This is a genomic window from Stenotrophomonas sp. Marseille-Q4652 (assembly GCF_916618915.1).
In the GTDB taxonomy this organism is placed as follows: domain Bacteria; phylum Pseudomonadota; class Gammaproteobacteria; order Xanthomonadales; family Xanthomonadaceae; genus Stenotrophomonas.
The window spans coordinates 3209839-3235257 of the sequence record NZ_CAKAKE010000001.1 but is presented as its reverse complement, the minus strand read 5'-3'; the positions used below and the strand labels follow the sequence as shown (position 1 = coordinate 3235257).

The window sequence follows — 25419 nt, the reverse complement described above, 5'->3', positions numbered from 1 at the left end:
TCACGCACAGGCCTTGTTCCGCCGGCGTTCCGCAGAAGGCGCGGCTACCCGGATGAGCGCACAGGGCAAACCGCCACCCCATCACGGATGGAACGCTGTAAACCGCAGCACTGCTACGACGTGGCGGCTGCCGGACTGGCTCCCGTGCCGCTCAGCGCGCCCCGGCCCGGTACGGATAACGGGCGAAGATGCCGCTGACGGCCTGGTCGATCTTCTCGTCACGCCGCTGCGGATCCATGCGTCCGACCGTGCCGACCGCGACGCCCTCCCACACCAGCCGCCGCTCGCGGGCATCCACGATGTCCACGTTGAGCGTGCCCTCGGTATAACGGCGCACAGTGGTGCGGTCACGCCAGTGCGGAACCGAAACGTAGGCGCGGGCGCGGTAGCTGTAGTACCAGTCGTAGTCCACCTCGGGCATGGTGCTGACGCTGGTCTTCTCCTGCAGGTAGGCGTTGATGTTCACCCACAGGTCCGGGTTGCCCTCGCTGTAGCTATAGCCGCGCGCCTCCATCTGCGTGCGGACTGCTATGCGCAGGCGGTTGCTGGTCATGGTGCTGTAGCCCTGCTGCTCGACGGCCAGCGGGTTGTAGAAGGCGAAGCTGCGGTAGCGGCTGAAATCGGCCGTGGGATCGGCCTCGGCACTGATGCGCGGGGCACTGCTGCAGGCAGCCAGCAGCAACAGCGAGCAGGACAGCAGCAACCAGGGGGATGCGAGCTTGAGCGACATGACCGGGCCTCCGTTGCAGTTGGCCGGACGCTAGCACGGCCATTGGGGAAGCCATGTAAAGCCCGGTGGCGCCGGGTCGGCGCCACCGGGGCCCATCCGATCACTCGGCGCGATACACCTGGGCGCCGTGCTCGCGGAACTGGGCCGACTTCTCTGCCATGCCGGCCTGCAGCGCGGCCTCGGCATCCACCCCGCGTTCGCTGGCGTAGTCACGCACTTCCTGGGTGATCTTCATCGAGCAGAAGTGCGGGCCGCACATCGAACAGAAGTGCGCCAGCTTGTGCGCCTCCTTGGGCAGGGTCTCGTCGTGGAACTCCCTGGCCTTCTCCGGATCCAGGCCCAGGTGGAACTGGTCCTCCCAGCGGAACTCGAAGCGCGCGCGCGACAACGCGTTGTCACGTACCTGCGCGCCGGGATGGCCCTTGGCCAGGTCGGCCGCGTGCGCGGCGATCTTGTAGGCCATGATCCCGTCGCGTACGTCCTGGCGGTTGGGCAGGCCCAGGTGCTCCTTGGGCGTTACGTAGCAGAGCATCGCCGTGCCGTACCAGCCGATCATCGCCGCACCAATCGCGCTGGTGATGTGGTCATAGCCGGGAGCGATGTCGGTGGTCAGCGGGCCCAGCGTGTAGAACGGCGCCTCGCCGCACTCGCGCAGCTGCTTGTCCATGTTCTCCCTGATCAGCTGCATCGGCACGTGGCCGGGGCCTTCGATCATGGTCTGCACGTCGTGCTTCCACGCGATCTTCGTCAGTTCGCCCAGCGTTTCCAGCTCGCCGAACTGGGCCGCATCGTTGGCGTCTGCGATGCAACCCGGGCGCAGGCCGTCACCCAGCGAGAAGGCCACGTCGTAGGCCTTCATGATTTCGCAGATTTCCTCGAAGTGGGTGTAGAGGAAATTCTCGCGATGGTGGGCCAGGCACCACTTGGCCAGAATCGAGCCGCCACGCGAGACGATGCCGGTGACGCGCTTCGCGGTGAGCGGCACGTAGCGAAGCAGTACGCCGGCGTGGATGGTGAAGTAGTCCACGCCCTGCTCGGCCTGTTCGATCAGCGTGTCGCGGAAGATCTCCCAGGTCAGCTCCTCGGCGCGGCCGTCGACCTTCTCCAGCGCCTGGTAGATCGGCACCGTGCCGATCGGCACCGGCGAGTTGCGGATGATCCATTCGCGGGTCTCGTGGATGTGCTTGCCGGTGGACAGGTCCATCACCGTGTCGCCGCCCCAGCGGATCGCCCACACCAGCTTCTCCACCTCCTCGGCGATGCCCGAGGACACCGCGGAGTTGCCGATGTTGGCGTTGATCTTGGTGAGGAAGTTGCGGCCGATGATCATCGGCTCGCTTTCCGGATGGTTGATGTTGTTGGGCAGGATCGCGCGGCCGCGGGCGATCTCATCGCGCACGAATTCGGGCGTGATGATCTTCGGGACGCTGGCGCCAAAACTCTCGCCCGGATGCTGGGCCAGCAGGCCGGCATCGCGTATCGCTTCCAGCCGCTGGTTCTCGCGGATGGCGACGAACTCCATCTCCGGGGTGATGATCCCGCGGCGCGCGTAGTGCATCTGGGTGACGTTGGACCCGGCCCTTGCCCGGCGCGGCAGCACGCGGTTGGGGAAGCGCACCGCCTCCAGGCGCGGATCGTTCTCGCGGCTGCGGCCGAACGCCGAGCTCAGCCCATCGAGCAGTTCAGTATCGCCGCGCTCCTCGATCCAGCCGCGACGCAGCGCCGGCAGGCCGGCGCACAGGTCGATGGCCGCCTGCGGATCGGTGTAGGGACCGGACGGGTCGTACACCGTGACCGGCGCGTTCTCCTGGCCGCCGAACGCCGTGGGCGTACGCGTCAGCGTGATCTCGCGCATCGGCACGCGCAGGTCCGGGCGCGAGCCCTGGACGTGGATCTTGTGCGAGCCGGGAATCGGGCGGGTCACCGCCTCGGACAGTTGCTGGGCTTGTTGCTGCAGGGCGAGGAGCTGTGCATTCATCGTTTCGTCCTTACTGGTAGCCCACGCGGAGCGGGCGTGCGAGGAATTCGCGGTAACGGAACGAAGCGGTGGCGCATTGACCCGCGCACGCGACACCTGCACGACACAGGCACACGCACGCTTGGCTTTGCCAAAGCTCCCTACGCCGGTATCAGCCGGATCAGGTTCCAAGGGACTGTCTCAACCGGACCTGGATCCGGTACCCCCGCTTCGGCGCACATTAGATCACAAAGCCCCGGGCGCGCCGACCGGACGACACCGCCGTTACAGGGTCCTGCGTAGCCTTGCCGCATTCATCCGCGCCGCAGCCGGCGCACGCTCTGGCTTACTAAGGAAGCCCCGACATGGTGTTCCGCATCTCGATGGCGCTGGTCGCCGCACTGGTCGTGCTGGCCGGCCTGTTCCCCGATACCTTCAACGAAGTGGTCCAGCACGCGCTGGCACGGGTGATCGGCGCCGCCGGCTGGATGTACCTGCTGGTGGTATTCCTGTCCCTGAGCTTCCTGCTGTACCTGGCATTTGGCCGCTTCGGCAACCTGCGCATTGGCGGCGAGGAAGCCGAACCGGAGTTCTCACGCGCCAGCTGGCTGTCGATGCTGTTCGCCGCCGGCATGGGCATCGGCCTGGTGTTCTGGGGCGCTGCCGAGCCGGTATCACATTTCGTCAAACCCCCGGAGGGACTCACACCGCTAAGCATGGAGTCGGCACGTGCCGCCATGCGCTATTCCTTCTTCCATTGGGGCCTGCATCCGTGGGCGATCTACGCGCTCATTGGTCTGGCGATGGCGTGGTTCCAGTACAACCGCAACGGCCGCGGATTGATCAGTGACATGCTGCAGCCACTCATCGGCCGCCATCACCGTGGCATGGTCGGCCATGTGGTGAACATCGCCGCCGTGGTGGCCACCGCGATCGGCGTGGCCACCACGCTGGGCTTTGGCACCATCCAGATCGCGGCCGGCATGGAGCGCGTGTTTGGCATTTCCGCGGGCACCGGCGTGCGTATGGGCATCATTGCCATCGCCTTCATTCTTTACATGCTGTCCACCAGCAGTGGCGTGGACCGCGGCATCAAATGGCTGTCCAACCTCAACCTGGTGCTGGCCGGAGTCCTGTTGCTTGCGGTGCTGGCGCTGGGGCCTACCAGCTTCATCTTCGACACTTTCACCACGACTTTGGGTTCGTATCTCAACCAGCTGGTGACGATGAGCCTGCGCATGTCACCGTTTTCCGGAAGCACCTGGGTCGCCGACTGGACCATCTTCTACTGGGCCTGGTGGATTGCCTGGGCGCCCTTCGTCGGTGCGTTCATCGCCCGCGTGTCGCGCGGCCGCAGCGTGCGTGAGTTCGTGGTGGGCGTGGTGCTGGCGCCCTCGCTGCTGGGCTTCTTCTGGTTCTCGGTGTTCGGCGGCAGCGCGCTGTGGGCGCAGCTGTTCGGGCACATCGACCTGGCCGAGCAGCTGGCCCAGGGCTACGAGACGGTGCTGTTCGCCCTGTTCGGCACCCTGCCCGGCTCGCTGCTGCTGTCGGGTCTTGCGCTGGTGCTGCTGGTGATCTTCTTCGTGACCTCGGCTGATTCGGCGGTACTGGTGCTGGCCAGCATGTCCACCGACGAGGCAGGGGACCCGCCGCTGGCGCGCAAGCTGGCCTGGGGCGTGGCAGTGGCGCTGATCGCCGCGGTCCTGCTGCTGGCCGGCGGTCTGGCCGCACTGCAGGGTATGATCACCATCGCCGCGCTGCCGTTCGCGCTGTTGATGGTGCTGGTGATGGTGGCGCTGTACCGGGTGCTTGATGCGGAGTTCACCCGCGAGCGGCTCAAGTCGTTGCGTGCCCGGCAGATGATCGAGGAGTGGGTGCAGCGCGAGGCCGCAGCGCAGCAGGAGATCCGCGCCGAAGCCGCACGGACCATCGACCGCGACTGAGGCATTGCATGCGCTGCCAGCTGCGCAGCGTGTGGCGCTCCGCCTCAGTAGCCCGCCGCCTGGCCGTCCTTGCGGCTTTCCGAGGCACCGTAGTACACGCCACTTTCCGGATCACGCGCGATCGCCTGGTAGCCGCCATACGGGCCATCGGCAAAGATCACGCGGTGGCCCTTGCGCATCAGCGCGCGCACGGTCTCGTACGGGAAGCCGGTCTCCAGGTTCACCTCACCGCCATCGCTCATCGCCGTGCCCTGCCCGGTGGGTTCGGTCGAGCCTTCGTGCTGGATGCGTGGCGCGTCGCCGGCCTCCTGCAGGTTCATGCCGAAATCGACCAGGTTCATCACGATCTGCGCATGGCCCTGTGGCTGCATCGCACCGCCCATCACGCCGAAGCTCGCCCACGGCTTTCCATCCTTGGTGATGAAGGCCGGGATGATGGTCTGGAACGGTCGTTTGCCGGGTGCGTAGCCATTGGGATGGCCCTTCTGCAGCACGAACATCTCGCCGCGGTCCTGCAGGATGAAGCCCAGTCCGGGCGGGGCCATGCCGCTGCCCATGCCGCGGTAGTTGGACTGGATCAACGAGACCATCATCCCGTCGGCATCGGCCACGGTCATGTAGATGGTGTCGCCTTCCTCCAGCTGCTTCGGCGTGCCCGGCTGCACTTCGCGCAGCGCCTTGTCCATCGAGATCAGCGCGCGGCGCTGCGCGGCGTAGCCCTTGGAGATGAGGCGCTGCACCGGGGCCGGCGAGAACGCGGGGTCGGCATAGAAGCGTGCGCGGTCGGCGAAGGCCAGCTTCTTGGCCTCGACGAACAGGTGCACGTGCTCGGCCGAGCCGAACGGGATCTTCGCAAAGTCGTAGCCCTCGAGGATGTTGAGGATCTGCAGCGCGGCGATGCCCTGGCTGTTGGGCGGCAGCTCCCACACGTCATAGCCGCGGTAGTTGCTGCTCACCGGCTCCACCCATTCGCCCTGGTGGCTGGCCATGTCCTCGTAGGAGAGGAAGCCGCCGTTGGCCTTGAAGTAGGCGTCGATGGTGCGCGCGATCGGGCCCTTGTAGAACGCATCGCGGCCGCCATCGGCAATCTGCTGCAGGGTGTCGGCCAGATTCGGGTTGCGCCACATCTCGCCCTTGCGTGGCGCGCGCCCGTCGATGGTGAACTGTTCGGCAAAGCCGGGATACTGCGACAGCCGTGGCACCGAGCGGTCCCAGTAGTAGGCGATGACCTCGGCCACCGGATGGCCTTCGCGCGCATAGCGGATCGCCGGGGCGAGGTTCTCGGCCATTGGCTTGCGGCCGAAACGCTCGTGCAGGGCGAACCAGCCATCGACCGTGCCTGGCACGGAGACCGGCAACGGGCCGTGCGCCGGGATCTCCTTGAGCCCGCGGCGCTGGAACTCGGCCAGGGTCAGTGACCTGGGCGAGCGCCCGGAACCGTTGTAGCCGTACAGCTTCTGCGTCCTTGGATCCCAGACGATCGCGAACAGGTCACCGCCCACGCCGTTGCCGGTGGGCTCCATCAGGCCAAGCGCGGCATTGGCGGCGATCGCCGCATCCACCGCCGAGCCACCGGACTTCATCACGTCCAGAGCGATCTGCGTCGCCAGCGGCTGCGAGGTCGCGGCCATGGCATGCGGGGCAATGACTTCCGAACGGGTGGCAAAGGCGTGGCCGGTGATGCGGTCAGCCGCTTCCACGGTGGCGGGCACGAGGGCAAGCAGGAGGGCGGCAACAAGCGGACGCAGGAGCATGGGCAGGATCGGATCATGGATCGGACGCCCACCATAACGTCGATAGGCGTGTCGGCCACCAGCGGGCTCCCGTTCTGCCGCCCGGAGGCCACTTCCCGCGCACCACGCGCATACAGGGAGCTGAAAAAGTTGCCTCCGCAACGATTTCAACGGCAACCATCCTTGTGCGACAAGGGTTCCGCAGATGTTCCACCAAGACAGGCGGATTTTCCTTCGCAAGGTGTTGACAATGGGGAAAGCCGGGTGCTTACTCGGCCTCATGTTGCACTGCCACACCGCCTCCGAGCTGCGCCCGACTCCGGCACCTGTCGTCGCGTCGCTCCTCGTACTCGTCCTTATTACCGAACCCACAGGTGCGGGACGAGCTGGCGCGTAAACGAAAAAAGCCAGATTCGATCAGAGACCCCGCACCGACCCCGGTGCGGGGTTTTTCGTTTCCAGCCTCGATTTCACCTGAAACCATGAACTCCAAGCCTGCTTCCCCCAACTGTTCGACCCGCACCGACGCGGCCCGCGGCATGTCGTGCCGTCGTCCGCTGCCCCGTCATTCCACGGCCGCTGCGTCCTGACGCACCGGCCGTTCTTCTTTCCACTGCAAGGAAATCCGCACCATGACCAGCAACGCCCAGCCCCAGATCAAGATCGCCGTCGTCGGCTATGGCAGCCAGGGGCGCGCCCACGCGCTGAACCTGCGCGAGTCCGGTTACGACGTCGTCGTCGGCCTGCGTGCCGGCGGCCCCACCGAGGCCAAGGCCACCGCCGATGGCTTCACCGTCAAGTCGCCGGCCGAGGCGGTACGTGATGCCGACCTGGTGGCGGTGCTGACCCCGGACATGGTGCAGAAGAAGCTGTACGAGGACGTGCTGGCGCCGAACATGAAAAAGGGCGCGTGCCTGCTGTTCGCCCACGGCCTGAACGTGCATTACGGGATGATCACTCCGCGCGAGGACCTGGACGTGGTGCTGGTAGCGCCCAAGGGCCCGGGCGCGCTGGTGCGCCGCGAATACGAGATCGGTCGTGGTGTGCCGTGCATCTACGCGGTCTACCAGGACAGGAGCGGCAAGGCCGAGCAGTTGGCGCTGGCCTACGCCGCCGGCCTCGGTGGCGCACGCGCCAACATCATCAAGACCACCTTCAAGGAAGAGACCGAGACCGACTTGTTCGGCGAGCAGGCGGTGCTGTGCGGTGGTGCCTCCTCGCTGGTGCAGGCCGGTTTCGAAACCCTGGTCGAGGCCGGCTACCAGCCGGAGATCGCCTACTACGAAGTCCTGCACGAACTGAAGCTGATCGTGGACCTGTTCTACGAAGGCGGCATCACCCGCATGCTCGAGTTCGTGTCCGAGACCGCGCAGTACGGTGACTACGTGTCGGGCCCGCGGGTGATCGATGCCTCGACCAAGGAGCGCATGAAAGAAGTGCTCAAGGACATCCAGGACGGCACCTTCACCAAGAACTGGGTGGCCGAATACGAAGCCGGACTGCCGAACTACAACAAGTTCAAGCAGGCCGACCTGGACCACCCGATCGAGAAGGTCGGGCGCGATCTGCGCGCCAAGATGGTCTGGCTGCAAAGCCAGGGCGCGTAACCGCGCGCCCTCCCCCACCCGCAAGGCAAAAGGTCGCAAGCATGAACTCCTCCGCACACAGCACGCCGCCCAATGGCGCCCGCTGGTTGACGCAGGCCCTGGAAGCCGAAGGCGTTGAAACGCTGTTCGGCTACCCCGGCGGCACCATCATGCCGTTCTACGACGCGCTGGTGGATTCGCGCCTGAAGCACATCCTGGTACGCCACGAGCAGGGCGCGGCGCTGGCCGCCAACGGTTACGCCCGCGTCAGCGGCAAGGTCGGCGTGTGCGTGGCCACCTCCGGCCCCGGCGCGTCGAACCTGGTGACCGGCATCGCCGATGCGATGCTCGACTCGGTGCCGATGGTCTGCATTACCGGCCAGGTCGGCACGCCCCTGCTGGGCACCGATGCGTTCCAGGAACTGGACGTGTTCGGCATGACCATGCCGATCGTCAAGCACAGCTATCTGGTGCGCAGCGTCGACCAGCTGCCCGAGGTCGTGCGCGAGGCCTTCCGCATCGCCCGCGAAGGCCGCCCCGGCCCGGTGCTGATCGACCTGCCCAAGGACGTGCAGCTGGCCGATGCCTCGCACCTGCCGGCGCACGTACCGGCCGAGGTCGAGCGCCCGCCGGTGCCGGACGTGGAGAAGCTGGTCGAGGCGATCGAAGCGATCACGATGGCGGAGAAGCCGGTCATCTACGCCGGCGGCGGCATCGCCCTGGCCGATGCGGTGGACGAGTTCCGCCAGTTCGTCGAGGCCAGCGGCATCCCCACCGTGCTGACCCTGCGTGGCCTGGGCGCACTGCCGGCCGGCCATCCGCAGCTGCTGGGCATGCTGGGCATGCATGGCACCCGCGCGGCCAACATGGCGGTGCAGGAGTCCGACCTGCTGGTCGTGGTCGGCGCGCGCTTCGATGACCGCGCCACCGGCAAGCTGGCCGAGTTCGCGCCGTTCGCGCGCGTCATCCACCTGGATGCCGACGCCTGTGAGATCTCCAAGCTGCGTTCCGCCGACATCGCCATTCCCGGCGACGTGCGCAGCGGACTGCTGGCGCTGCGCAACGCCAGGAGCGCCTGCGAGGCCTGGCAGCAGCGCTGCAGCAGCAACCGCGAACGCTTCGGTGCGCGTTACGACGCGCCGGGCACCGACATCTACGCGCCGGCGCTGCTCAAGCGGCTGAGCGAGGCGGCTCCGGCCGACACCATCATCACCTGCGATGTCGGCCAGCATCAGATGTGGGTGGCCCAGCACTGCCGCTTCAACCATCCGCGCAACCACCTGACCAGCGGCGCGCTGGGCACGATGGGTTTCGGCCTGCCGGCGGCGATGGGCGCGCAGTTCGCCTGCCCCGACCGCCCAGTGGTACTGGTGTCCGGCGATGGCAGTTTCATGATGAACGTGCAGGAGCTGGCGACCATCGCCCGCTGCCGCCTGCCGGTGAAGATCGTGCTGCTGGACAACTCCTCGCTGGGCATGGTGCGCCAGTGGCAGGAGCTGTTCTTCGCCGAGCGCTACAGCGAGATCGACCTGTCCGACAACCCGGACTTCGCCGCGCTGGCGCAGGTGTTCGGCATCCCCGCGCTGCGCATCACCGCGCGCAACCAGATCGAGGACGGCCTGGCCCACCTGCTGGCCGCGCCTGGCCCGGCGCTGCTGCACGTGGCCATCGACGCGCGCGCCAACGTGTGGCCGCTGGTGCCGCCCAACAACGCCAACAGCACCATGCTGGAGAGCAATCCGGCCCACCGCCGGCAGGAGACCCCCAATGCAATACCGGCTTGACCTGGTGCTGAAGCCCGTCGAGGGCGCGGTGCTGCGCGTGATCGGCATGGTCGAGCGGCGTGGCTTTGCCCCGTGCGGCATCTCCGGCGCACCCGATGCAGCCGATGGTGGGCGCTGGCACCTGCAGTTGCTGGTCAACGGCGCACGTCCGCCGGAAACCCTGCGCCTGCAGCTGGAAAAGGTGCACGACTGCGAGTCGGTGCGCATCACCGCCGTAAGTGCGGCCGGGGCAGCGGCGTGAACGCGACCGTCGCCACCGCCGTGCGCAGCAAGTCGCGGAGGCGTCTTCTTCTTGCGTGCCCGTGGACGCTGGACGCACGCATGCAACCCACCCCGGATCACGACCATGGCTGACAGCAGCCCGGCCGTACAGGAGCCCGACGTAGGCCGCGTCGCGGTCGACGTGGCCGATGTGCTGGCCGCGCAGGCGCGGCTGCGCCGCTTCCTGACACCCACCCCGCTGCACTACGCCGAGCGCTTCGGCACCTGGCTGAAGCTGGAGAACCTGCAGCGCACCGGCTCCTACAAGGTACGTGGCGCGCTCAATGCGATGCTCGCGGCGCTGGAGCGCGGGGACGAGCGCCCGGTGATCTGCGCCTCGGCCGGCAACCACGCCCAGGGCGTGGCGTGGTCGGCCTACCGGCTGGGTGTGCAGGCCATCACCGTGATGCCGCATGGCGCGCCGGCCACCAAGATCGCCGGCGTCGCCCACTGGGGCGCCACCGTGCGCCAGCATGGCAACAGCTACGACGAGGCCTACGCCTTCGCCTTGCAGCTGGCCGAACAGAATGGCTACCGCTTCCTGTCCGCGTTCGACGATCCGGACGTGATAGCCGGCCAGGGCACGATCGGCATCGAGATCGCCCCGCACATGCCCGACGTGGTCATCGTCCCCATTGGCGGCGGCGGCCTGGCCTCGGGCGTGGCGCTGGCGCTGAAATCGCAGGGCGTGCGCGTGGTCGGCGCCCAGGTCGAGGGCGTCGATTCGATGGCCCGCGCCATCGCCGGCGACGTGCGCGAGATCGCGCCGGTCCCGACCCTGGCCGACGGCGTCAAGGTCAAGATCCCCGGCTTCATCACCCGCCGCCTGTGCGCCAGCCTGCTGGACGAGGTGGTGATCGTGCGCGAGGCCGAACTGCGCGAGACGCTGGTGCGCCTGGCACTGGAAGAACACCTGATCGCCGAAGGTGCCGGCGCGCTGGCGCTGGCTGCGGGCCGTCGCGTCGCCGGCAAGCGCAAGTGCGCGGTCGTTTCCGGTGGCAACATCGATGCCGCGGTACTGGCCACCCTGCTTTCGGAAGTGCGGCCGCGGCCGCCGCGCAAGCCACGGCGGCGCAATACCGACGTGCTGCGCAACCGGCCCAACCTTTCACCCAGCCCTTCCCCATCCATCCGCAAGACCGTCACCGCTACCGCTGTCGAGGAGACCCTCTGGTGAATACTCCGATCAATCCCCGCATTCGAATTTTCGACACCACCCTGCGTGACGGCGAGCAATCCCCGGGCTGCAGCATGACCCCACCGCAGAAGCTGGTGATGGCCCGCGCCCTGGCCGAGCTGGGGGTGGACGTGATCGAAACCGGCTTCCCGGCCAGCTCGCAGTCCGACCGCGACGCGATTGCGTTGATCGCCGCCGAGGTGCGCGCGCCGACCCTGGCGGTACTGTCGCGCTGCCTGCCCGGCGACATCGAGACCTCGGTGAAGTCGCTGGAGGCCGCGGCAAAGCCGCGCCTGCACGTGTTCCTGTCCACCAGCCCGCTGCACCGCGAGCACAAGCTGCGCATGACCAAGGAGCAGATCCTGGAATCGGTGCACAGGCATGTCTCGCTGGCCCGCAGCTACATCGACGACGTCGAGTTCTCGGCCGAGGACGCCACCCGCACCGAGCTGGACTTCCTGACCGAAGTGACCCAGGTCGCGATCGCCGCCGGTGCCACCACCATCAACCTGCCCGACACCGTGGGTTTCACCACCCCGGAAGAGATCCGCAACATGTTCGCCCACGTGATCGCCAACGCCGCCGGCTCGGACAGGGCGATCTTCTCGGCGCACTGCCACAACGACCTGGGCCTGGCCGTGGCCAACTCGCTGGCCGCCATCGAGGGCGGCGCGCGCCAGGTGGAAGGCTCGATCAACGGCATCGGCGAGCGCGCCGGCAACTGCGCCATCGAGGAGATCGTGATGGCGCTGAAGGTGCGCAACGCCTTCTACAACCTGGACACCGGCATCGAGACCCGCCGCATCGTCGCCACCTCGCAGCTGCTGCAGCGCCTGGTCGGCATGCCGGTCCAGCGCAACAAGGCCATCGTCGGCGCCAATGCCTTCGCCCATGAGTCGGGCATCCACCAGCACGGCATGCTGCGCAACCGCAACACCTACGAAATCATGCGGCCGCAGGACGTGGGCTGGCCGGACACGCAGATGGTGCTGGGCCGCCACAGCGGCCGCGCCGCGGTCGAGGCGCGCCTGCGTGCGCTGGGCTACTGGCTGGAGGAAGAGGAACTGAAGCTGGTGTTCGAGCAGTTCAAGGCACTGTGCGAACAGCAGCGCGTGGTCACCGATGCCGACCTGCAGTCGCTGATGCAGGACGCCTCGGGCAGCGACGGTTACCGCCTGGCCTCGATGACGATCTCCGATGTCGGCAGCCGTGCCAACGCGCTGGTCGAGCTGTCCGATCCGGAAGGCCACCGCATCAGCGAGACTGCCCAGGGCGATGGCCCGGTGGACGCGCTGTTCGCCGCGCTGGCCTCGGCCACCGGCGTGCAGCTGGTGCTGGACAGCTACCACGTGCACAGCGTCGGCATCGGCGCCGATGCGCGCGGCGAGGCCAACCTGAGCGTGCGCCACGACGGCGAGGCCTACGAAGGCACCGGCACCAGCCGTGACATCATCGAGGCCAGTGCCCTGGCCTGGCTGGACGTGGCCAACCGCCTGCTTCGCCAGCGCGACCACCACCGCAAAGAAGCCTTCGCCACCGCCTGAGCCGCACTGCCGAGAACGGAACGATCCATGAGCTCCACTGCCAAGACCCTGTACGACAAGCTGTGGGACGCCCACGTCGTCGTGCCTGAAAGCGACAGCGCCCCGGCGGTGCTGTACATCGACCTGCACCTGATCCACGAGGTGACCTCGCCGCAGGCGTTCACCGAACTGCGCGAGCGCGGCCTGTCCCCGCGCCGCCCGGACCGCACCAAGGCGACGATGGACCACTCCACCCCGACCCTGCCGCCGGGCCCGGACGGCAAGCTGCCCTACGCCAGCGATGCCTCGGCCGCACAGGTGGCGATGCTGGCGCGCAACTGCGACGAACACGGCATCGAGCTGTTCGACATGGCCTCCAGCAGCCGCGGCATCGTCCACGTCATCGCCCCCGAGCAGGGCTTCACCCAGCCGGGCATGACCATCGTCTGCGGCGACAGCCACACCTCCACCCACGGCGCGTTCGGCGCGCTGGCCTTCGGCATCGGCACCAGCGAGGTCGGCCACGCGCTGGCCACCCAGTGCCTGTTGCAGCGCAAGGCCAGGACCATGGCGATCACCGTCGATGGCGAACTGCCCGCGGGGGTCGGTGCCAAGGACGTGGTGCTGCACATCATCGGCGTGATCGGGGTCAACGGTGGCACCGGCCACGTCATCGAGTTCCGCGGCTCCACCATCGAGGCGATGGACATGGAGCAGCGCATGACCCTGTGCAACATGAGCATCGAGGCCGGCGCCCGCGCCGGCATGGTCGCCCCCGACCAGGTCACCTTCGACTGGGTCGCCAACACTCCACGTGGCCCCAAGGGCGCCGAGTTCGACGCCGCGGTAGCGCGCTGGGAGCAGCTGCGCAGCGATGAGGGCGCGCGCTTCGACGTGGAGGTGCACATTGATGCGGCCGACATCCGCCCGACCCTGACCTGGGGCACGCATCCGGGCACCGCGATCGCGGTGGATGCACCGATCCCGGTCGCGGCCGATGCCGCCGCGCAGAAGGGCCTGGACTACATGCATTTCGAAGCGGGCCATGCGCTGGCCGGCACGCCGGTGGACGTGGTGTTTGTCGGGTCATGCACCAATGGCCGCCTGCGTGACATGCGCGAAGTGGCGCAGGTGCTGCGCGGGCGCAAGGTCGCCCCGGGCGTGCGCATGCTGGTGGTGCCCGGCTCGGAGATCGTCAAGCGCGATGCCGAAGCCGAGGGCATTGATGCGATCGTGCGCGCCGCCGGGGCCGAGTGGCGCGAACCTGGCTGCTCGATGTGCATCGCCATGAACGGTGACCTGGTCGCACCAGGCCAGCTGGCGGTGAGCACCAGCAACCGCAATTTCGAAGGGCGCCAAGGACCAGGCTCTCGCACCCTGCTGGCCTCGCCGCTGAGTGCGGCGTGGGCCGCGGTGAACGGGTGCGTGGCCGATACCCGCGAACTGTTCGCCAGGGAGGTGGCGTGATGGCCGGCTTCCGTACCCTGACTTCGGCCAGCGTGGTGCTGCGCCAGACCAACATCGATACCGACCAGATCATCCCCGCGCGCTTCCTGTCCACCACCGAGCGCGCCGGCCTGGGCAAGCACGCCTTCAACGACTGGCGCTGGCAGGCCGACGGCACGCCGAATCCGGAATTCGCGTTCAACCAGCCGCACAACCAGGGCCGGGCGATCCTGATCGCCGGGCGCAACTTCGGCTGCGGCTCCTCGCGCGAACACGCGCCGTGGGCGCTGGCCGACCTGGGCCTGCGCGCCATTGTGTCCTCCGAGATCGCCGACATCTTCCGCGGCAATTCGCTGAAGAACGGCCTGCTGCCGATCGTGCTCGACGAAGCCGACGTGCAGGAGTTGATGCAGCGACCGGACGATGAACTGACCATCGACGTGGCCGCGCGCGAACTGCGCAGCCCCACCGGCAGGACCTACACGTTCCCGCTGGATGGTTTCTCGCAGACCTGCCTGCTGGAGGGCGTGGACCAGCTGGGCTACCTGCTGGGCCGCGTCAACGAGATCGAACGCTACGAGAGTGAACATGCACGCTGACATCGTCGTACTGCCGGGTGACGGCATTGGCCCGGAAATCACCGTGGCCGCCGTGGAAGTGCTGAAGAAGATCGCCGCCCGTTTCGGCCACGAGTTCCATTTCAGCGAGCACGACATCGGCGGTATCGCCATCGACCGCCACGGCGAACCGCTGCCGGGCGCAACGCTCGAGGCCTGCCGCCAGGCCGACGCGGTCCTGCTCGGTGCGGTGGGTGGACCGAAGTGGTCCGACCCCAACGCCAAGGTACGTCCCGAACAGGGCCTGCTGGCGATCCGCAAGGCGCTGGGGCTGTTCGCCAACCTGCGGCCGGTGCGTACCCATCCGGCCGCGATCCACGCTTCGCCGATCAAGCCCGAACTGCTGGCCGGCGTCGACTTCGTGGTGGTGCGCGAGCTGACCGGCGGCATCTACTTCGGCGACAAGAGCCGCGATGCCGACAGCGCCAGCGATCTGTGCCGCTACACCGTGGTCGAGATCGAACGCGTGTTGCGCAGCGCCTTCCAGCTGGCGCGCCAGCGCCGCCGCAGGCTCACCTCGGTGGACAAGGCCAACGTGCTGGAGACCTCCAGGCTGTGGCGCGACATCGCCACCCGCATCGGCCGCGAGGAATTCCCCGACGTCGAACTGGAACACCAGCTGGTCGACTCGATGGCGATGCACCTGATCGCCAAGCCGCGTGCCTACGACGTGATCGTCACCGAGAACATGTTCGGGGACATCCTCACCGACGAGGCCTCGATGCTGGCCGGCTCGCTGGGCCTGCTGCCCTCGGCCTCGCTGGGCGGGCAGGGCAAGGTCGGCATCTACGAACCGATCCACGGCTCGGCCCCCGACATCGCCGGCAAGGGCATCGCCAATCCCTATGCCACCGTGCTCAGCGCCGCCCTGCTGCTGCGCCATTCGCTGGGGCTGGACGCCGAAGCGGCGCACATCGAGGCGGCGGTCAGCGCGGTGCTCGATGCCGGCGTGCTGACCGCCGACCTGGCCCGCGATGGCGCCGTCTCCACCACCCAGGCCACCGAAGCGCTGCTGCGACAGCTGGGCTGAACCCCACGCGGTGTCGCCGCCCTGCGCGTGCGTCCGGGCGGCGACACCGCCGTAACCGGATGTGCGCCACCCTGCCCGGACCATGCGCATGGACTACCGTACCCCCGACGACTTCCTGGCCTACGTGGCCGCACGTGATCCGCACCAGCCGGAGTTCCTGCAGGCGGTGAAGGAAGTGCTGCTGAGCCTGTGGCCGTTCCTGCTGGAAAACCCGCGCTACGCACGCCACGCGCTGCTGGAACGGCTGGTCGAACCGGAACGCGTGATCCAGTTCCGCGTGACCTGGGTCGACGACCAAGGCCATGCGCGGGTCAACCGCGCCTGGCGGGTGCAGCACAGCTCGGCGATTGGCCCGTTCAAGGGCGGCATGCGTTTCCACCCGTCGGTGAACCTGTCGATCCTGAAGTTCCTGGCCTTCGAGCAGACCTTCAAGAACGCGCTGACCACCCTGCCGATGGGCGGCGGCAAGGGCGGCTCGGACTTCGATCCCAAGGGTCGGAGCGATGGCGAGGTGATGCGTTTCTGCCAGGCGCTGATGCTGGAACTGCACCGCCACCTTGGCGCGGATACGGACGTGCCGGCCGGCGACATCGGCGTGGGCGCACGCGAGGTCGGCTACATGGCCGGCATGATGAAGAAGCTCAGCAACGATGCCTCCTGCGTGTTCACCGGCAAGGGCCTGTCCTATGGCGGCAGCCTGATGCGGCCGGAGGCCACCGGCTACGGCACGGTGTACTTCGTCGAGCAGATGCTGCATCACGCCAGGCGCCAGACCCACGGCGCACGCGTGCTGGTGTCCGGCTCGGGCAACGTGGCCCAGTACGCCGCGCTGAAGGCACGCGAGCTCGGCGCGCGGGTGCTGACGCTGTCCGATTCCGGCGGAACCCTGTACGCGCGCGATGGTTTCGACGAGGAGGCGCTGCAGGAAGTGATGGCGCTGAAGAACGAACGCCGTGGCCGCCTGGCCGAACTGGCCGGTGACGCGCGCTTTGACTATCTCGAAGGCCGCCGCCCGTGGCACATCCCGGCCGAGATCGCCCTGCCCTGCGCCACCCAGAACGAACTGGACGGCGACGACGCGCGCACCTTGGTCGACAACGGCGTCATCTGCGTGGCCGAAGGCGCGAACATGCCCTCGACGCTGGAGGCGGTGGACGTGTTCCAGCAGGCCGGCACGCTGTATGCCCCGGGCAAGGCCAGCAATGCCGGCGGTGTGGCCACCTCGGGCCTGGAGATGAGCCAGAACGCGCTGCGCCTGGGCTGGCACCACGCCGACGTCGACGAGCGCCTGCACGCGATCATGAAGGAGATCCACGCCAACTGCGTGCGCCACGGCAAGCGTGCCGATGGCAGCGTCAACTACGTGGATGGCGCCAACATCAGCGGCTTCGTCAAGGTCGCCGACGCGATGCTCGCACAGGGCCTGTACTGACCCGCGCGCCTCAGCCGATCAGGCGGTTGCGGCCCTGGCCTTTGGCCACGTACAGGTTGCGGTCGGCGGTGCTGAGCAGGTGGCGCGGCATCTCCAGGCCATCGCCGTAGCAGGCCAGGCCAATACTCACCGTACAGCACACGCTGCGGCCGTCGGCCAGGGTGATCGAGTCACTGGCGATGTCCACACGCAGCTGCTGCAGCGCGCGACGCGAGGCCTCGGGCTCCAGCTCCAGCACCAGCAGGAACTCCTCGCCACCATGGCGCGAACTGAACAATTTTCCGCCGGACAGGTTGCGCAGCCGCCGCGCCACCACCTGCAGCATCTGGTCGCCGGCCTCGTGGCCGTAGTTGTCGTTGATCGCCTTGAAGTGGTCCAGGTCCAGCAGCGCCACGCACAGCGGATGGTGCTGTTCGCGGGCGCGGTTGACCGCCTCTTCCAGGTAGCGGTCGGCCGCGCGCCGGTTCGGCAGCCCGGTCAGCGCATCGTGGCTGGCCTGGTGGGCCAGCTTGCGCATAAGCTCGTCGCGCTCGCGGGCGTGGGCCTCGAGCTCGAGGTTCTTCTCGGTCAGCTCGCGGGTACGCAGTTCGATGATGCTGTTGAGCTGGCGCTGGCGACGGCGGAAATGCGCGGTTCGCAGCCACCACGCGCCCGCCAGCAGCAGTACCGCGGTGGTGGTGACCGCCGCGATGAAGCCCCAGTGCCGCCAGAACGGTGGGGTCACATGCACCGGCATGCTGGCCGAGGCGATGCGCTCCAGCGCCGACCATTCCACCGGCATGCGCATGGCCTGCACCTCGAAGGTGTAGTCGCCTGGCGGCAGGTTGGTATAGACCGCCTCGGTACGGGCGCCGGCCTCGATCCAGTCCGGATCGAAACCACGCATCCGGTAGCGGTAGCGCACGCGTTCGGGCGCACGGAAATCCAGGCCGGAATAACCCACCGACAAACGCTGGGCGCCGGCGGGCAGGGACACCGGCCGCGCCGTGTCCACGAGCTCGCCGTCGATGCTGATTTCCTCCAGCACCACCGGCACCGACCCACGGCGCACGTACTCCACGCGATCCGGCTCGATCAGGCCCAGGCCGGTCGCGGTGGGGAACATCAGGTTGCCGGCCCGGGTACGCCAGCCGGCCGGCCAGGTGCCGCCATTGCCCTGGCTGCCGGGCATGCCATCGGTCTGGTCGACCACGACCACCGACAACTGCTGGCGGGTGCCGGCATCGACCTGCTCGATCTCGCTGCGCGCAACCCGGAACACGCCGCGGTTGCTCGGCAACCAGAAGAAGCCGTGGCCGTCGTCGATGATGCGGAACACCTTGTCACGGGGCAGGCCACGACCGTGGTCGTAGACATCGAAGCGGTCACCGCGCATGCGCAGCAGGCCGCGGTTGCTGGCGATCCACAGGCCGCCGTCGCCCTCGTCGCGCAGGAAGTCGAACACCGTCTGCGCCGGGACATCCACGCCTTCGGCCCAGGACCGGATTGAATCATCCTTTGCGATCCGCGCCATGCCGCCACTGGTGCCTACCCAGATCGCGCCGTCCTTCGGATCCTCGAACACCACCTGCACGGCGTCGCCCGGCAGCCCTTCGCTGGCGGTCAGGCGGACCAGTTCGCCATCGCGGTAGCGGTACAGGCCGTGGGTGGCGGTGCCGACCCAGACCGTGCCACTTGCATCCTCGAGCACCGCGCGCACCATCGGCGAGGTCCGGCCCGGGTTGAGGTCGATGCGCTGCCGGACCCGGCCGTCGGGGCCGAACAGGAACACGCCCTTGTCGTAGGTGCCGCCCCACACGCTGCCCGGCGTGCTGGCCCGCGCCAGCGAGGGCACCGAGCTGTCGCGACCATTGCCGTCGTGCTGGTGGACGCGGCTGATCACGCCGTGGTGCAGGCGCTGCAGGCCGGCGGCATCGCCGACCCAGATCGCGCCGTCGCCGGTCTGCATCACCGAGCGCACGTAACCTTCGCTGCCACTGACACCCTGCGCGGCACCGCGCGAGATCTGGAACAGGCCGGCCGAGCTGCCGACCCAGATCAGGCCATCCATGTCCTCGACCAGCGCGGCGGTGAGCGTTCCGGGAACCCTCAACGCGGTCTCGGCGCCGAACGGATCGCGACGGATGACCGCGCCACCGGATTCGCTGATCCACAGCGTGCCGTTGCGATCGAGCAGCACCGCATCGGCGCGGCGACCCGGGCGTACGTGTTCGTTGCTGCCATCGGGCAGTACGCGCCAGATGCCATGGTCGGTGGCCAGGTACCAGCCGCCCTGGCGATCGCTGGCCAGCTGCCGGATCGTCATGCCGACGCCGGACTCGGTGCCCCAGGGCGTGGCCCGTCCATCCACCGCCCGGAACAGGCCCTGTTCGGTGCCGATCAGCAGGGCGTCGTCGTCGCGGACCAGCGCGGTGATCCGCGCATCGGGCAGGCCCAGCTGCTCGCGCAGTTCGTGCAGATGCCCGGCGGCGTCGAGCTGGTAGAGGTGGTTGAGCGCGGCCACCCACAGCGTGCCGTCCCGGGCCCGCACCATCGCATCGACGCGGCGGCCGGCGAGCACACCGTCGGCCAGCGCGATCCAGCGACCGTTGCGGCGCTGGTACACGCCGTCGGCGGTGCCGACCAGCATCGAGCCATCGTCCTCGACGATGAAGTTGAAGACGCCGGACAGTTCGGCGCCCGGAGTGTTCTCGCGGTCGAACGCAGTGAACGAGCGGCCGTTGAAGCGCGCGGCACCTTCCCAGGTCGCCACCCAGATGAAGCCCTGCCCGTCCTGCGCGATGGCATGCACCAGGTTGTGCGGCAGGCCGTCGTCGGCATCCCAGCCACTGAGGGTGTGGTCTTCGACCACCATGCGCACCGCCGCGCCGGCGATGACCGGCAGCGCCGCCAGCACCAGCAGGAAAAGCCCACGCAGGGCGCGCAGCCAGGGGGCCGTTGCGCTCGTATGCCGGGATGGGTCGGGGCGGGTGTCGGGGAGAGGCACTCAGGTCCTTTGCACCCGCGGCAGCCGTAAGGAATCGGCGCCACTTCGGGCACTTACCAATTTATCAGTGGCCCGCCGAGCCGACTATCGGGCAAAGCCCGACAGCCCCCATTCAGTCGTGCACCGCCTCGTCCGGCTTGACCCGGAACCACGCCGCATACAGCGCCGGCAGGAACACCAGGGTCAGCACCGTGCCGACAATCAGCCCGCCCATGATCGCGATCGCCATCGAGCCGTAGAACGCACTGCGCGACAGCGGGATCATCGCCAGCACCGCGGCCAGCGCGGTCAGCACGATGGGGCGGAAGCGGCGCACGGTGGCGTCGATGATCGCGTGCCAGCGGTCGTGGCCAGCATCGATGTCCTGCTGGATCTGGTCCACCAGGATCACCGAGTTGCGCATGATCATGCCGGCCAGCGCGATGGTGCCGAGCAGCGCGACGAAGCCGAACGGCGCCCGGAACAGCAGCAGGAACAACGTCGCGCCGATGATGCCCAGCGGCGCAGTGACCAGCACCATCGCCGCGCGCGAGAAGCTGCGCAGCTGCAGCATCAGCAAGGTGGCCACCACGATCAGGAACAGCGGCATGCCGGCCTTGATCGAGTTCTGGCCGCGCGCCGAGTCCTCGATGGTGCCGCCGACTTCCAGCAGGTAGCCCTCGGGCAGCTGCGCGCGGATCGGATCGAGGGTGGGCAGGATCTGTTCGACCACGCCCAGCGGCAGCACGTCGCCGGCGACGTCGGCGCGCACCGTCACCGTCGGCAGGCGATCGCGGTGCCAGATGATGCCGTCCTCGAAGCCGTACTCCAGCGTGGCCACCTGCGACAGCGGCACCGCGGTGCCGCTGGGCGTGGGAATGGCCAGGCTGCCGAGCATCTCGAGCTCGGCGCGCTCGCCTTCCGGACCACGCAGCAGCATCTCGATCTGCCGGTTGCCCTCGCGGTAGGCGCTCACGCTCATGCCGGCCAGCGAGCTGGACAGAAACTGCGCGACCTGCGCGCTGCTCACGCCCAGCGCGCGGGCACGGTCCTGGTCGATCTGCAGCCGTACCACCTTGCTCGGTTCGCTCCAGTCCAGGTTGACGTTGGCCACGTGCGGGTTCTGCCGCACCTTCTCCATCACTTCACGGGCAATGGCCTGCACACGCTCGACGTGCTCGCCCGACACGCGCAGCTGGATCGGGTAACCCACCGGCGGGCCGTTCTCCAGCCGGGTCACGCGCAGCTGCACGTCCGGGAACTGCGGCACGACCTCGTTGAGCAGCCAGTCGCGGGTCTGCTCGCGGGCATGGATGTCCTCGGCCAGCACCACGAACTGGCTGAAGTTGGTCGCCGGCAGCTGCTGGTCCAGCGGCAGGTAGAAGCGCGGCGAACCGGTGCCGACATAGGCCACGTAGTTGGCGATGCCCTCGCGCTTTGCCAGCAGCGCCTCGAGCTTGGCGGCCTGCTGCTCGGTGGCGCGCAGCGAGGCGCCCTCGGCCAGCTCCAGGTCGACCATCAGCTCGGGGCGGGTCGAATCCGGGAAGAACTGCTGCGGCACGAAGCGGAACAGCAGCAGCGAGATTACGAACAACCCGACCGTGGCCAGGATCACCAGCCAGCGATGGCGCAGGCAGGTATCGAGGAAGCCGCGGAAGCGCTGGTAGAACGCGCTCTTGTACGGATCGTGGTCATGTCCGTGCTGTTTGGGCCGGACCAGGTTGGCAAATGCGGGATGGCGGTCGGCCCACCGCTCGCGCGCGGCCAGCCAGCGCCCGGCCAGGCTGCGCGGCTTGGGCGGCTGCGGATTGAACAGGTCCGGCAGCATCTTGTCGCCCAGGTAAGGGATGAACAGCACCGCGGCGATCCACGACACCACCAGGGCGATGGTCACCACCTGGAATAGCGAGCGGGTGTACTCACCGGTGCTGGAGGCGGCGGTGGCGATCGGCAGGAAGCCGGCGGCGGTGATCAGCGTGCCGGTCAGCATCGGGAACGCGGTCGACTCCCAGGCGAAGCTGGCCGCGCGCAGGCGGTCGTAGCCCTGCTCCATCTTGGTGGCCATCATCTCCACAGCGATGATCGCGTCGTCCACCAGCAGGCCCAGCGCCAGCACCAGCGCGCCGAGCGAAATCTTGTGCAGGCCGATGTCGAACTGGTGCATGACGAAGAAGGTCATTGCCAGCACCAGCGGGATGGTCACGCCGACCACCAGGCCGGTGCGCAGGCCCAGCGAGAAGAAGCTCACCAGCAGCACGATCACCACCGCCTCGGTCAGCACCTTGACGAACTCGCCCACCGAGTCCTGCACCGCATGCGGCTGGTCGGAGACCTTGCGCAGCTGCATGCCGGCCGGCAGCGTCTGCTGCAGCCGATCGAACTCGCTGTCCAAGGTCTTGCCCAGGCGCAGGATGTCGCCACCGTCCTTCATCGCCACCGCGATGCCGATCGCGTCCTCGCCCATGAAGCGCATCTTCGGCGCGGCCGGATCGGCGAAGCCGCGCTTGACCTGCGCGATGTCGGCCAGGCGCACGGTGCGGTCGCCGGCGCGGATCGGGAACTGGCCAATGTCCTCGACGCTGTCGAACTGGCCGCTCACGCGCAGCTGCACGCGGTCGGTCGGGGTCTCGAACCAGCTGGTGGCCACCACCGCGTTCTGGTCGGCCAGCGCCTGCTGCACGGCCGCCATCGACACGCCGAGCGTGGCCAGCTTGGTGTTGGACAACTCGATCCAGACCTTCTCGTCCTGCAGGCCGAGCAGATCGACCTTGCCCACGTCATCCAGCCGCTGCAGCTCGAGCTGGATGCGGTCGGCATAGTCGCGCATCACCGCGTAGTCGAAGCCGGCACCGGTCAGCGCGTAGATGTTGCCGAAGGTGTCGCCGAACTCGTCGTTGAAGAACGGGCCGATGATCTCGCGTGGCAGCGTCGGGCGGATGTCACCGACTTTCTTGCGCACCTGGTACCAGAGGTCCGGGATTTCCTTCGAGCGCATGCTGTCGCGCGCCATGAAGATCACCTGCGACTCGCCGGGGCGCGAGTACGAGCGGATGAACTCGTACTTGCCGGTGTTCATCAGCGCCTTCTCGATCGGCTCGGTCACCTGGCGCGCCACCTGGTCGGCGGTCGCGCCGGGCCACTTGGTCTGCACCACCATCGCCTTGAAGGTGAACGGCGGATCCTCGGACTGGCCCAGGTGCCGGTACGACCAGGTGCCGATGACCGCAAAGGCGAGCATCGCGAACAGCACCAGCGGCCGGTTGCCCAGCGCCCACTCGGAAAGATTGAAGCGGCGCATGCGCTCAGTCCTTGGTCGCGATGGGGGCGGCCGGTGCCAGCACCGGGCGGTTCTGGCGATCGACCGGCGTCACCTTCTGGCCTTCGCGCAGCAGGTGGCCACCGGCGGCGACCACCCAGTCGCTGGCCTCGACGCCCGACTGCACGGTGGCGCTGTCGGCCGCATAGGCCAGCACTTGGACCGGACGCGCCTCGAGTTCGGTGGTTTTCGCATCGACCACCCAGACACTGGCCTGGTCACCCTCGCCGCGCTGGACCGCGCCCAGCGGCAGCTGCAGGGCTTGCCTGCCGGTGGCGCTGGCGTAGACGCGCGCGCTCTGGCCCAGTTCGACCGCTTCCAGCGCCTCGGCCGCCAGGCTCACGCGGGCCGCATAGGTGCGGGTCTGCGCATCGGCGGCCGGGGCGATCTCGCGGATGCTGCCGGGCAGCCGCCTGCCCGGCGCACTCCACAGTTCCACTTCCACCGCCTGGCCCACGGAGAAATCACCGATGGCGTTTTCCGGCAAGGCGATCGCGACCTCGCGGCCGCCGTCGGCGGCAAGCGTGTAGATGGTCTGGCCGGCGGCCACCACCTGCCCGGCCTCGGCCTGGCGGCTGGCGATCACGCCATCGGCCGGCGCACGCAGCTGTGCGTAACCGGCCTGGTTGCGGGCCACGTCCAGGTTGGACCGCGCCGCATCGACCTGGCCCTGCGCCGCCTTGAACGCGGCAGCCTGGCCCTGCAGTGCCGACTGGCTGACCAGCTGCTCGGCGGCCAGCGTCTGGTAGCGCCGGTAGTCGTCGCGGGTGCGCTCCAGGTCGGCCTGCGCGGCAGCCAGCTGCGCCTGCGCGGCCTGCGCGCGCAGCGCGTAATCGGAGACATCCAGTTCGGCCAGCACCTGGCCCTTGCTCACCCGCTGGCCGGCATCGACGTGGCGCCGCAGCAGGTTGCCGCCGACCTGGAAGGACAGCGCGCTTTCCTGGCGTGCCCGTACCTCGCCCGGGAAGGCCTGGCCACCGGCGCCGGACGCCGGCTGCGGCTTGACCACCAGCACCGGCACCGCGGTTTCAGCGGGTGGCGCGCCCTCCCCACAGGCCGACAACAGGGCTACGAGCACACTGCCAACAATCCATCGCAAGTTTTTCATCGGGCACCGGGGAAGGTAGGAACAACCGGGGGTACGCAGCGGGTCGCTGCGGTTATCTGAACTGCCCGGTAGAGTATAAATATCGAACCGCGTGGTCTAGTATTGACGCATGTCCAGCGTACGCCCCGCTCCCGCCGCGAAGAAGTCCACGGCCAAGGTCGCCGGCCCCGGTCGCCCGAAGGATCTTGGCAAGCGCGCCGCGATCCTCGAGGCGGCCAAGGAGATGTTCGTCGAACTCGGCTACAACGGCGTCAGCATGGACGGCATCGTCGCCCGCGCCGGGGTGTCCAAGCTCACCGTCTACAGCCACTTCGGCGACAAGGAAACCCTGTTCCTGGAGGCGATCACCGCCGCCTGCATGGACATGATGCCCGACGAGCTGTTCTTACCCGACGCCGACGCGCCGCTGCGCGCGCAACTGCTGGGCATCGGCGAGGCCTTCTTCAGCATGGTCAGCAGCGATGCGGCCATTGCCACCCAGCGGATGATGATGTCCCCGGACACCGACGACCGGGTCCGCGGCATGTTCTGGCAGGCCGGGCCGCTGCGCACCCTGCAGGCGCTCAACGAGTTCCTGCGCGCCCATGCCGAGGCTGGCGAGCTGGAAATCAGCGACACCGAGCTGGCGGCCCACCAGTTCTTCTGCCTGATCAAGGGCGAGCTGCACACCAAGATGATGTGCGGGATGTGCGCCCGCCCCACCCCGGCCGATGCGCGCGAGCACATCCGCCACTCGGTGGACTTCTTCCTGCGCGCCTATGCCCGCCGCTGACAACCTGAACAGCCCGGAGGTCGTGGTGACTTCCGGCAC

The 25419-nt window shown here is 68.2% G+C and carries 17 protein-coding genes and 1 riboswitch; of the genes, 11 read left to right on the top strand and 6 right to left on the bottom strand.

The window, feature by feature from the left end:
• Nucleotides 1-151: 151 nt before the first annotated feature.
• Nucleotides 152-730: a DUF4136 domain-containing protein gene (locus LG380_RS15275; RefSeq protein WP_225766262.1), complete on the bottom strand. Its 579-nt coding sequence runs from the start codon at nt 728-730 to the stop codon at nt 152-154.
• 100 nt (nt 731-830) lie between these two features.
• Nucleotides 831-2708: a phosphomethylpyrimidine synthase ThiC gene (gene thiC / locus LG380_RS15270; RefSeq protein WP_225766260.1), complete on the bottom strand. Its 1878-nt coding sequence runs from the start codon at nt 2706-2708 to the stop codon at nt 831-833.
• A 120-nt stretch (nt 2709-2828) separates the two neighbouring features.
• Nucleotides 2829-2925, bottom strand: a riboswitch (TPP riboswitch).
• Nucleotides 2926-3052: 127 nt separating this feature from the next.
• On the opposite strand from thiC, the gene LG380_RS15265 reads away from it, so the two are divergent.
• Nucleotides 3053-4630, top strand: a complete 1578-nt coding sequence (locus tag LG380_RS15265) for a BCCT family transporter (RefSeq protein ID WP_225766258.1) — start codon at nt 3053-3055, stop codon at nt 4628-4630.
• A gap of 44 nt (nt 4631-4674) precedes the next feature.
• Here LG380_RS15265 and ggt read toward each other — a convergent pair whose 3' ends face one another.
• Nucleotides 4675-6384 carry a gamma-glutamyltransferase gene (gene ggt / locus LG380_RS15260; protein ID WP_225766256.1) on the bottom strand — a complete coding sequence of 570 codons (1710 nt, stop codon included), beginning with the start codon at nt 6382-6384 and terminating at the stop codon, nt 4675-4677.
• Between the two features lie 611 nt (nt 6385-6995).
• On the opposite strand from ggt, the gene ilvC reads away from it, so the two are divergent.
• The 9 genes from ilvC (at nt 6996) to gdhA (ending at nt 17219) form a co-directional block, all read left to right on the top strand.
• Nucleotides 6996-7970: a ketol-acid reductoisomerase gene (gene ilvC / locus LG380_RS15255; RefSeq protein WP_225766254.1), complete on the top strand. Its 975-nt coding sequence runs from the start codon at nt 6996-6998 to the stop codon at nt 7968-7970.
• Nucleotides 7971-8011: 41 nt separating this feature from the next.
• On the top strand, nt 8012-9733 hold the full coding sequence (gene ilvG / locus LG380_RS15250) for an acetolactate synthase 2 catalytic subunit (protein WP_225766252.1): 1722 nt from the start codon (nt 8012-8014) through the stop codon (nt 9731-9733).
• Entirely contained in the window at nt 9717-9974 is a 258-nt protein-coding gene (locus LG380_RS15245; RefSeq protein ID WP_225766250.1) for an ACT domain-containing protein, read from the top strand. The genes ilvG and LG380_RS15245 overlap by 17 nt, the downstream gene beginning before the upstream one ends.
• 105 nt (nt 9975-10079) lie before the next feature.
• Nucleotides 10080-11171, top strand: a complete 1092-nt coding sequence (locus LG380_RS15240; protein WP_263973786.1) for a threonine dehydratase — start codon at nt 10080-10082, stop codon at nt 11169-11171.
• Nucleotides 11168-12715, top strand: coding sequence for a 2-isopropylmalate synthase (locus tag LG380_RS15235; protein ID WP_225766248.1), 1548 nt, complete (start codon nt 11168-11170; stop codon nt 12713-12715). Before LG380_RS15240 ends, LG380_RS15235 begins: the two co-directional genes overlap by 4 nt.
• Before the next feature lie 27 nt (nt 12716-12742).
• A complete protein-coding gene (gene leuC, locus LG380_RS15230; protein WP_225766247.1) occupies nt 12743-14161 on the top strand; it encodes a 3-isopropylmalate dehydratase large subunit in 1419 nt (472 codons plus the stop codon).
• The gene (gene leuD / locus LG380_RS15225) at nt 14161-14739 is read left to right on the top strand and encodes a 3-isopropylmalate dehydratase small subunit (RefSeq protein WP_225766245.1); all 579 of its coding nucleotides are present in this window, start codon (nt 14161-14163) and stop codon (nt 14737-14739) included. Before leuC ends, leuD begins: the two co-directional genes overlap by 1 nt.
• Complete coding sequence (gene leuB / locus LG380_RS15220) at nt 14729-15787, top strand: 3-isopropylmalate dehydrogenase (RefSeq protein WP_225766244.1); 1059 nt, start codon at nt 14729-14731, stop codon at nt 15785-15787. Before leuD ends, leuB begins: the two co-directional genes overlap by 11 nt.
• A gap of 88 nt (nt 15788-15875) precedes the next feature.
• Nucleotides 15876-17219 carry an NADP-specific glutamate dehydrogenase gene (gdhA, locus tag LG380_RS15215; protein WP_225766242.1) on the top strand — a complete coding sequence of 448 codons (1344 nt, stop codon included), beginning with the start codon at nt 15876-15878 and terminating at the stop codon, nt 17217-17219.
• A 10-nt stretch (nt 17220-17229) separates the two neighbouring features.
• Here gdhA and LG380_RS15210 read toward each other — a convergent pair whose 3' ends face one another.
• The 3 genes from LG380_RS15210 to LG380_RS15200 all read right to left on the bottom strand — a co-directional run bounded on the left by LG380_RS15210 (nt 17230) and on the right by LG380_RS15200 (nt 24608).
• Nucleotides 17230-20205, bottom strand: coding sequence for a diguanylate cyclase (locus tag LG380_RS15210; protein WP_225766240.1), 2976 nt, complete (start codon nt 20203-20205; stop codon nt 17230-17232).
• A gap of 112 nt (nt 20206-20317) precedes the next feature.
• On the bottom strand, nt 20318-23482 hold the full coding sequence (locus LG380_RS15205; RefSeq protein WP_225766239.1) for an efflux RND transporter permease subunit: 3165 nt from the start codon (nt 23480-23482) through the stop codon (nt 20318-20320).
• A 4-nt stretch (nt 23483-23486) separates the two neighbouring features.
• Nucleotides 23487-24608 (bottom strand): efflux RND transporter periplasmic adaptor subunit, encoded by a 1122-nt coding sequence (locus LG380_RS15200; RefSeq protein WP_225766238.1) that lies wholly within the window; start codon nt 24606-24608, stop codon nt 23487-23489.
• Between the two features lie 109 nt (nt 24609-24717).
• Between LG380_RS15200 and LG380_RS15195 the strand changes: the two genes are divergently transcribed.
• Nucleotides 24718-25380: a TetR/AcrR family transcriptional regulator gene (locus tag LG380_RS15195; protein WP_225766237.1), complete on the top strand. Its 663-nt coding sequence runs from the start codon at nt 24718-24720 to the stop codon at nt 25378-25380.
• Nucleotides 25381-25419: the final 39 nt, after the last annotated feature.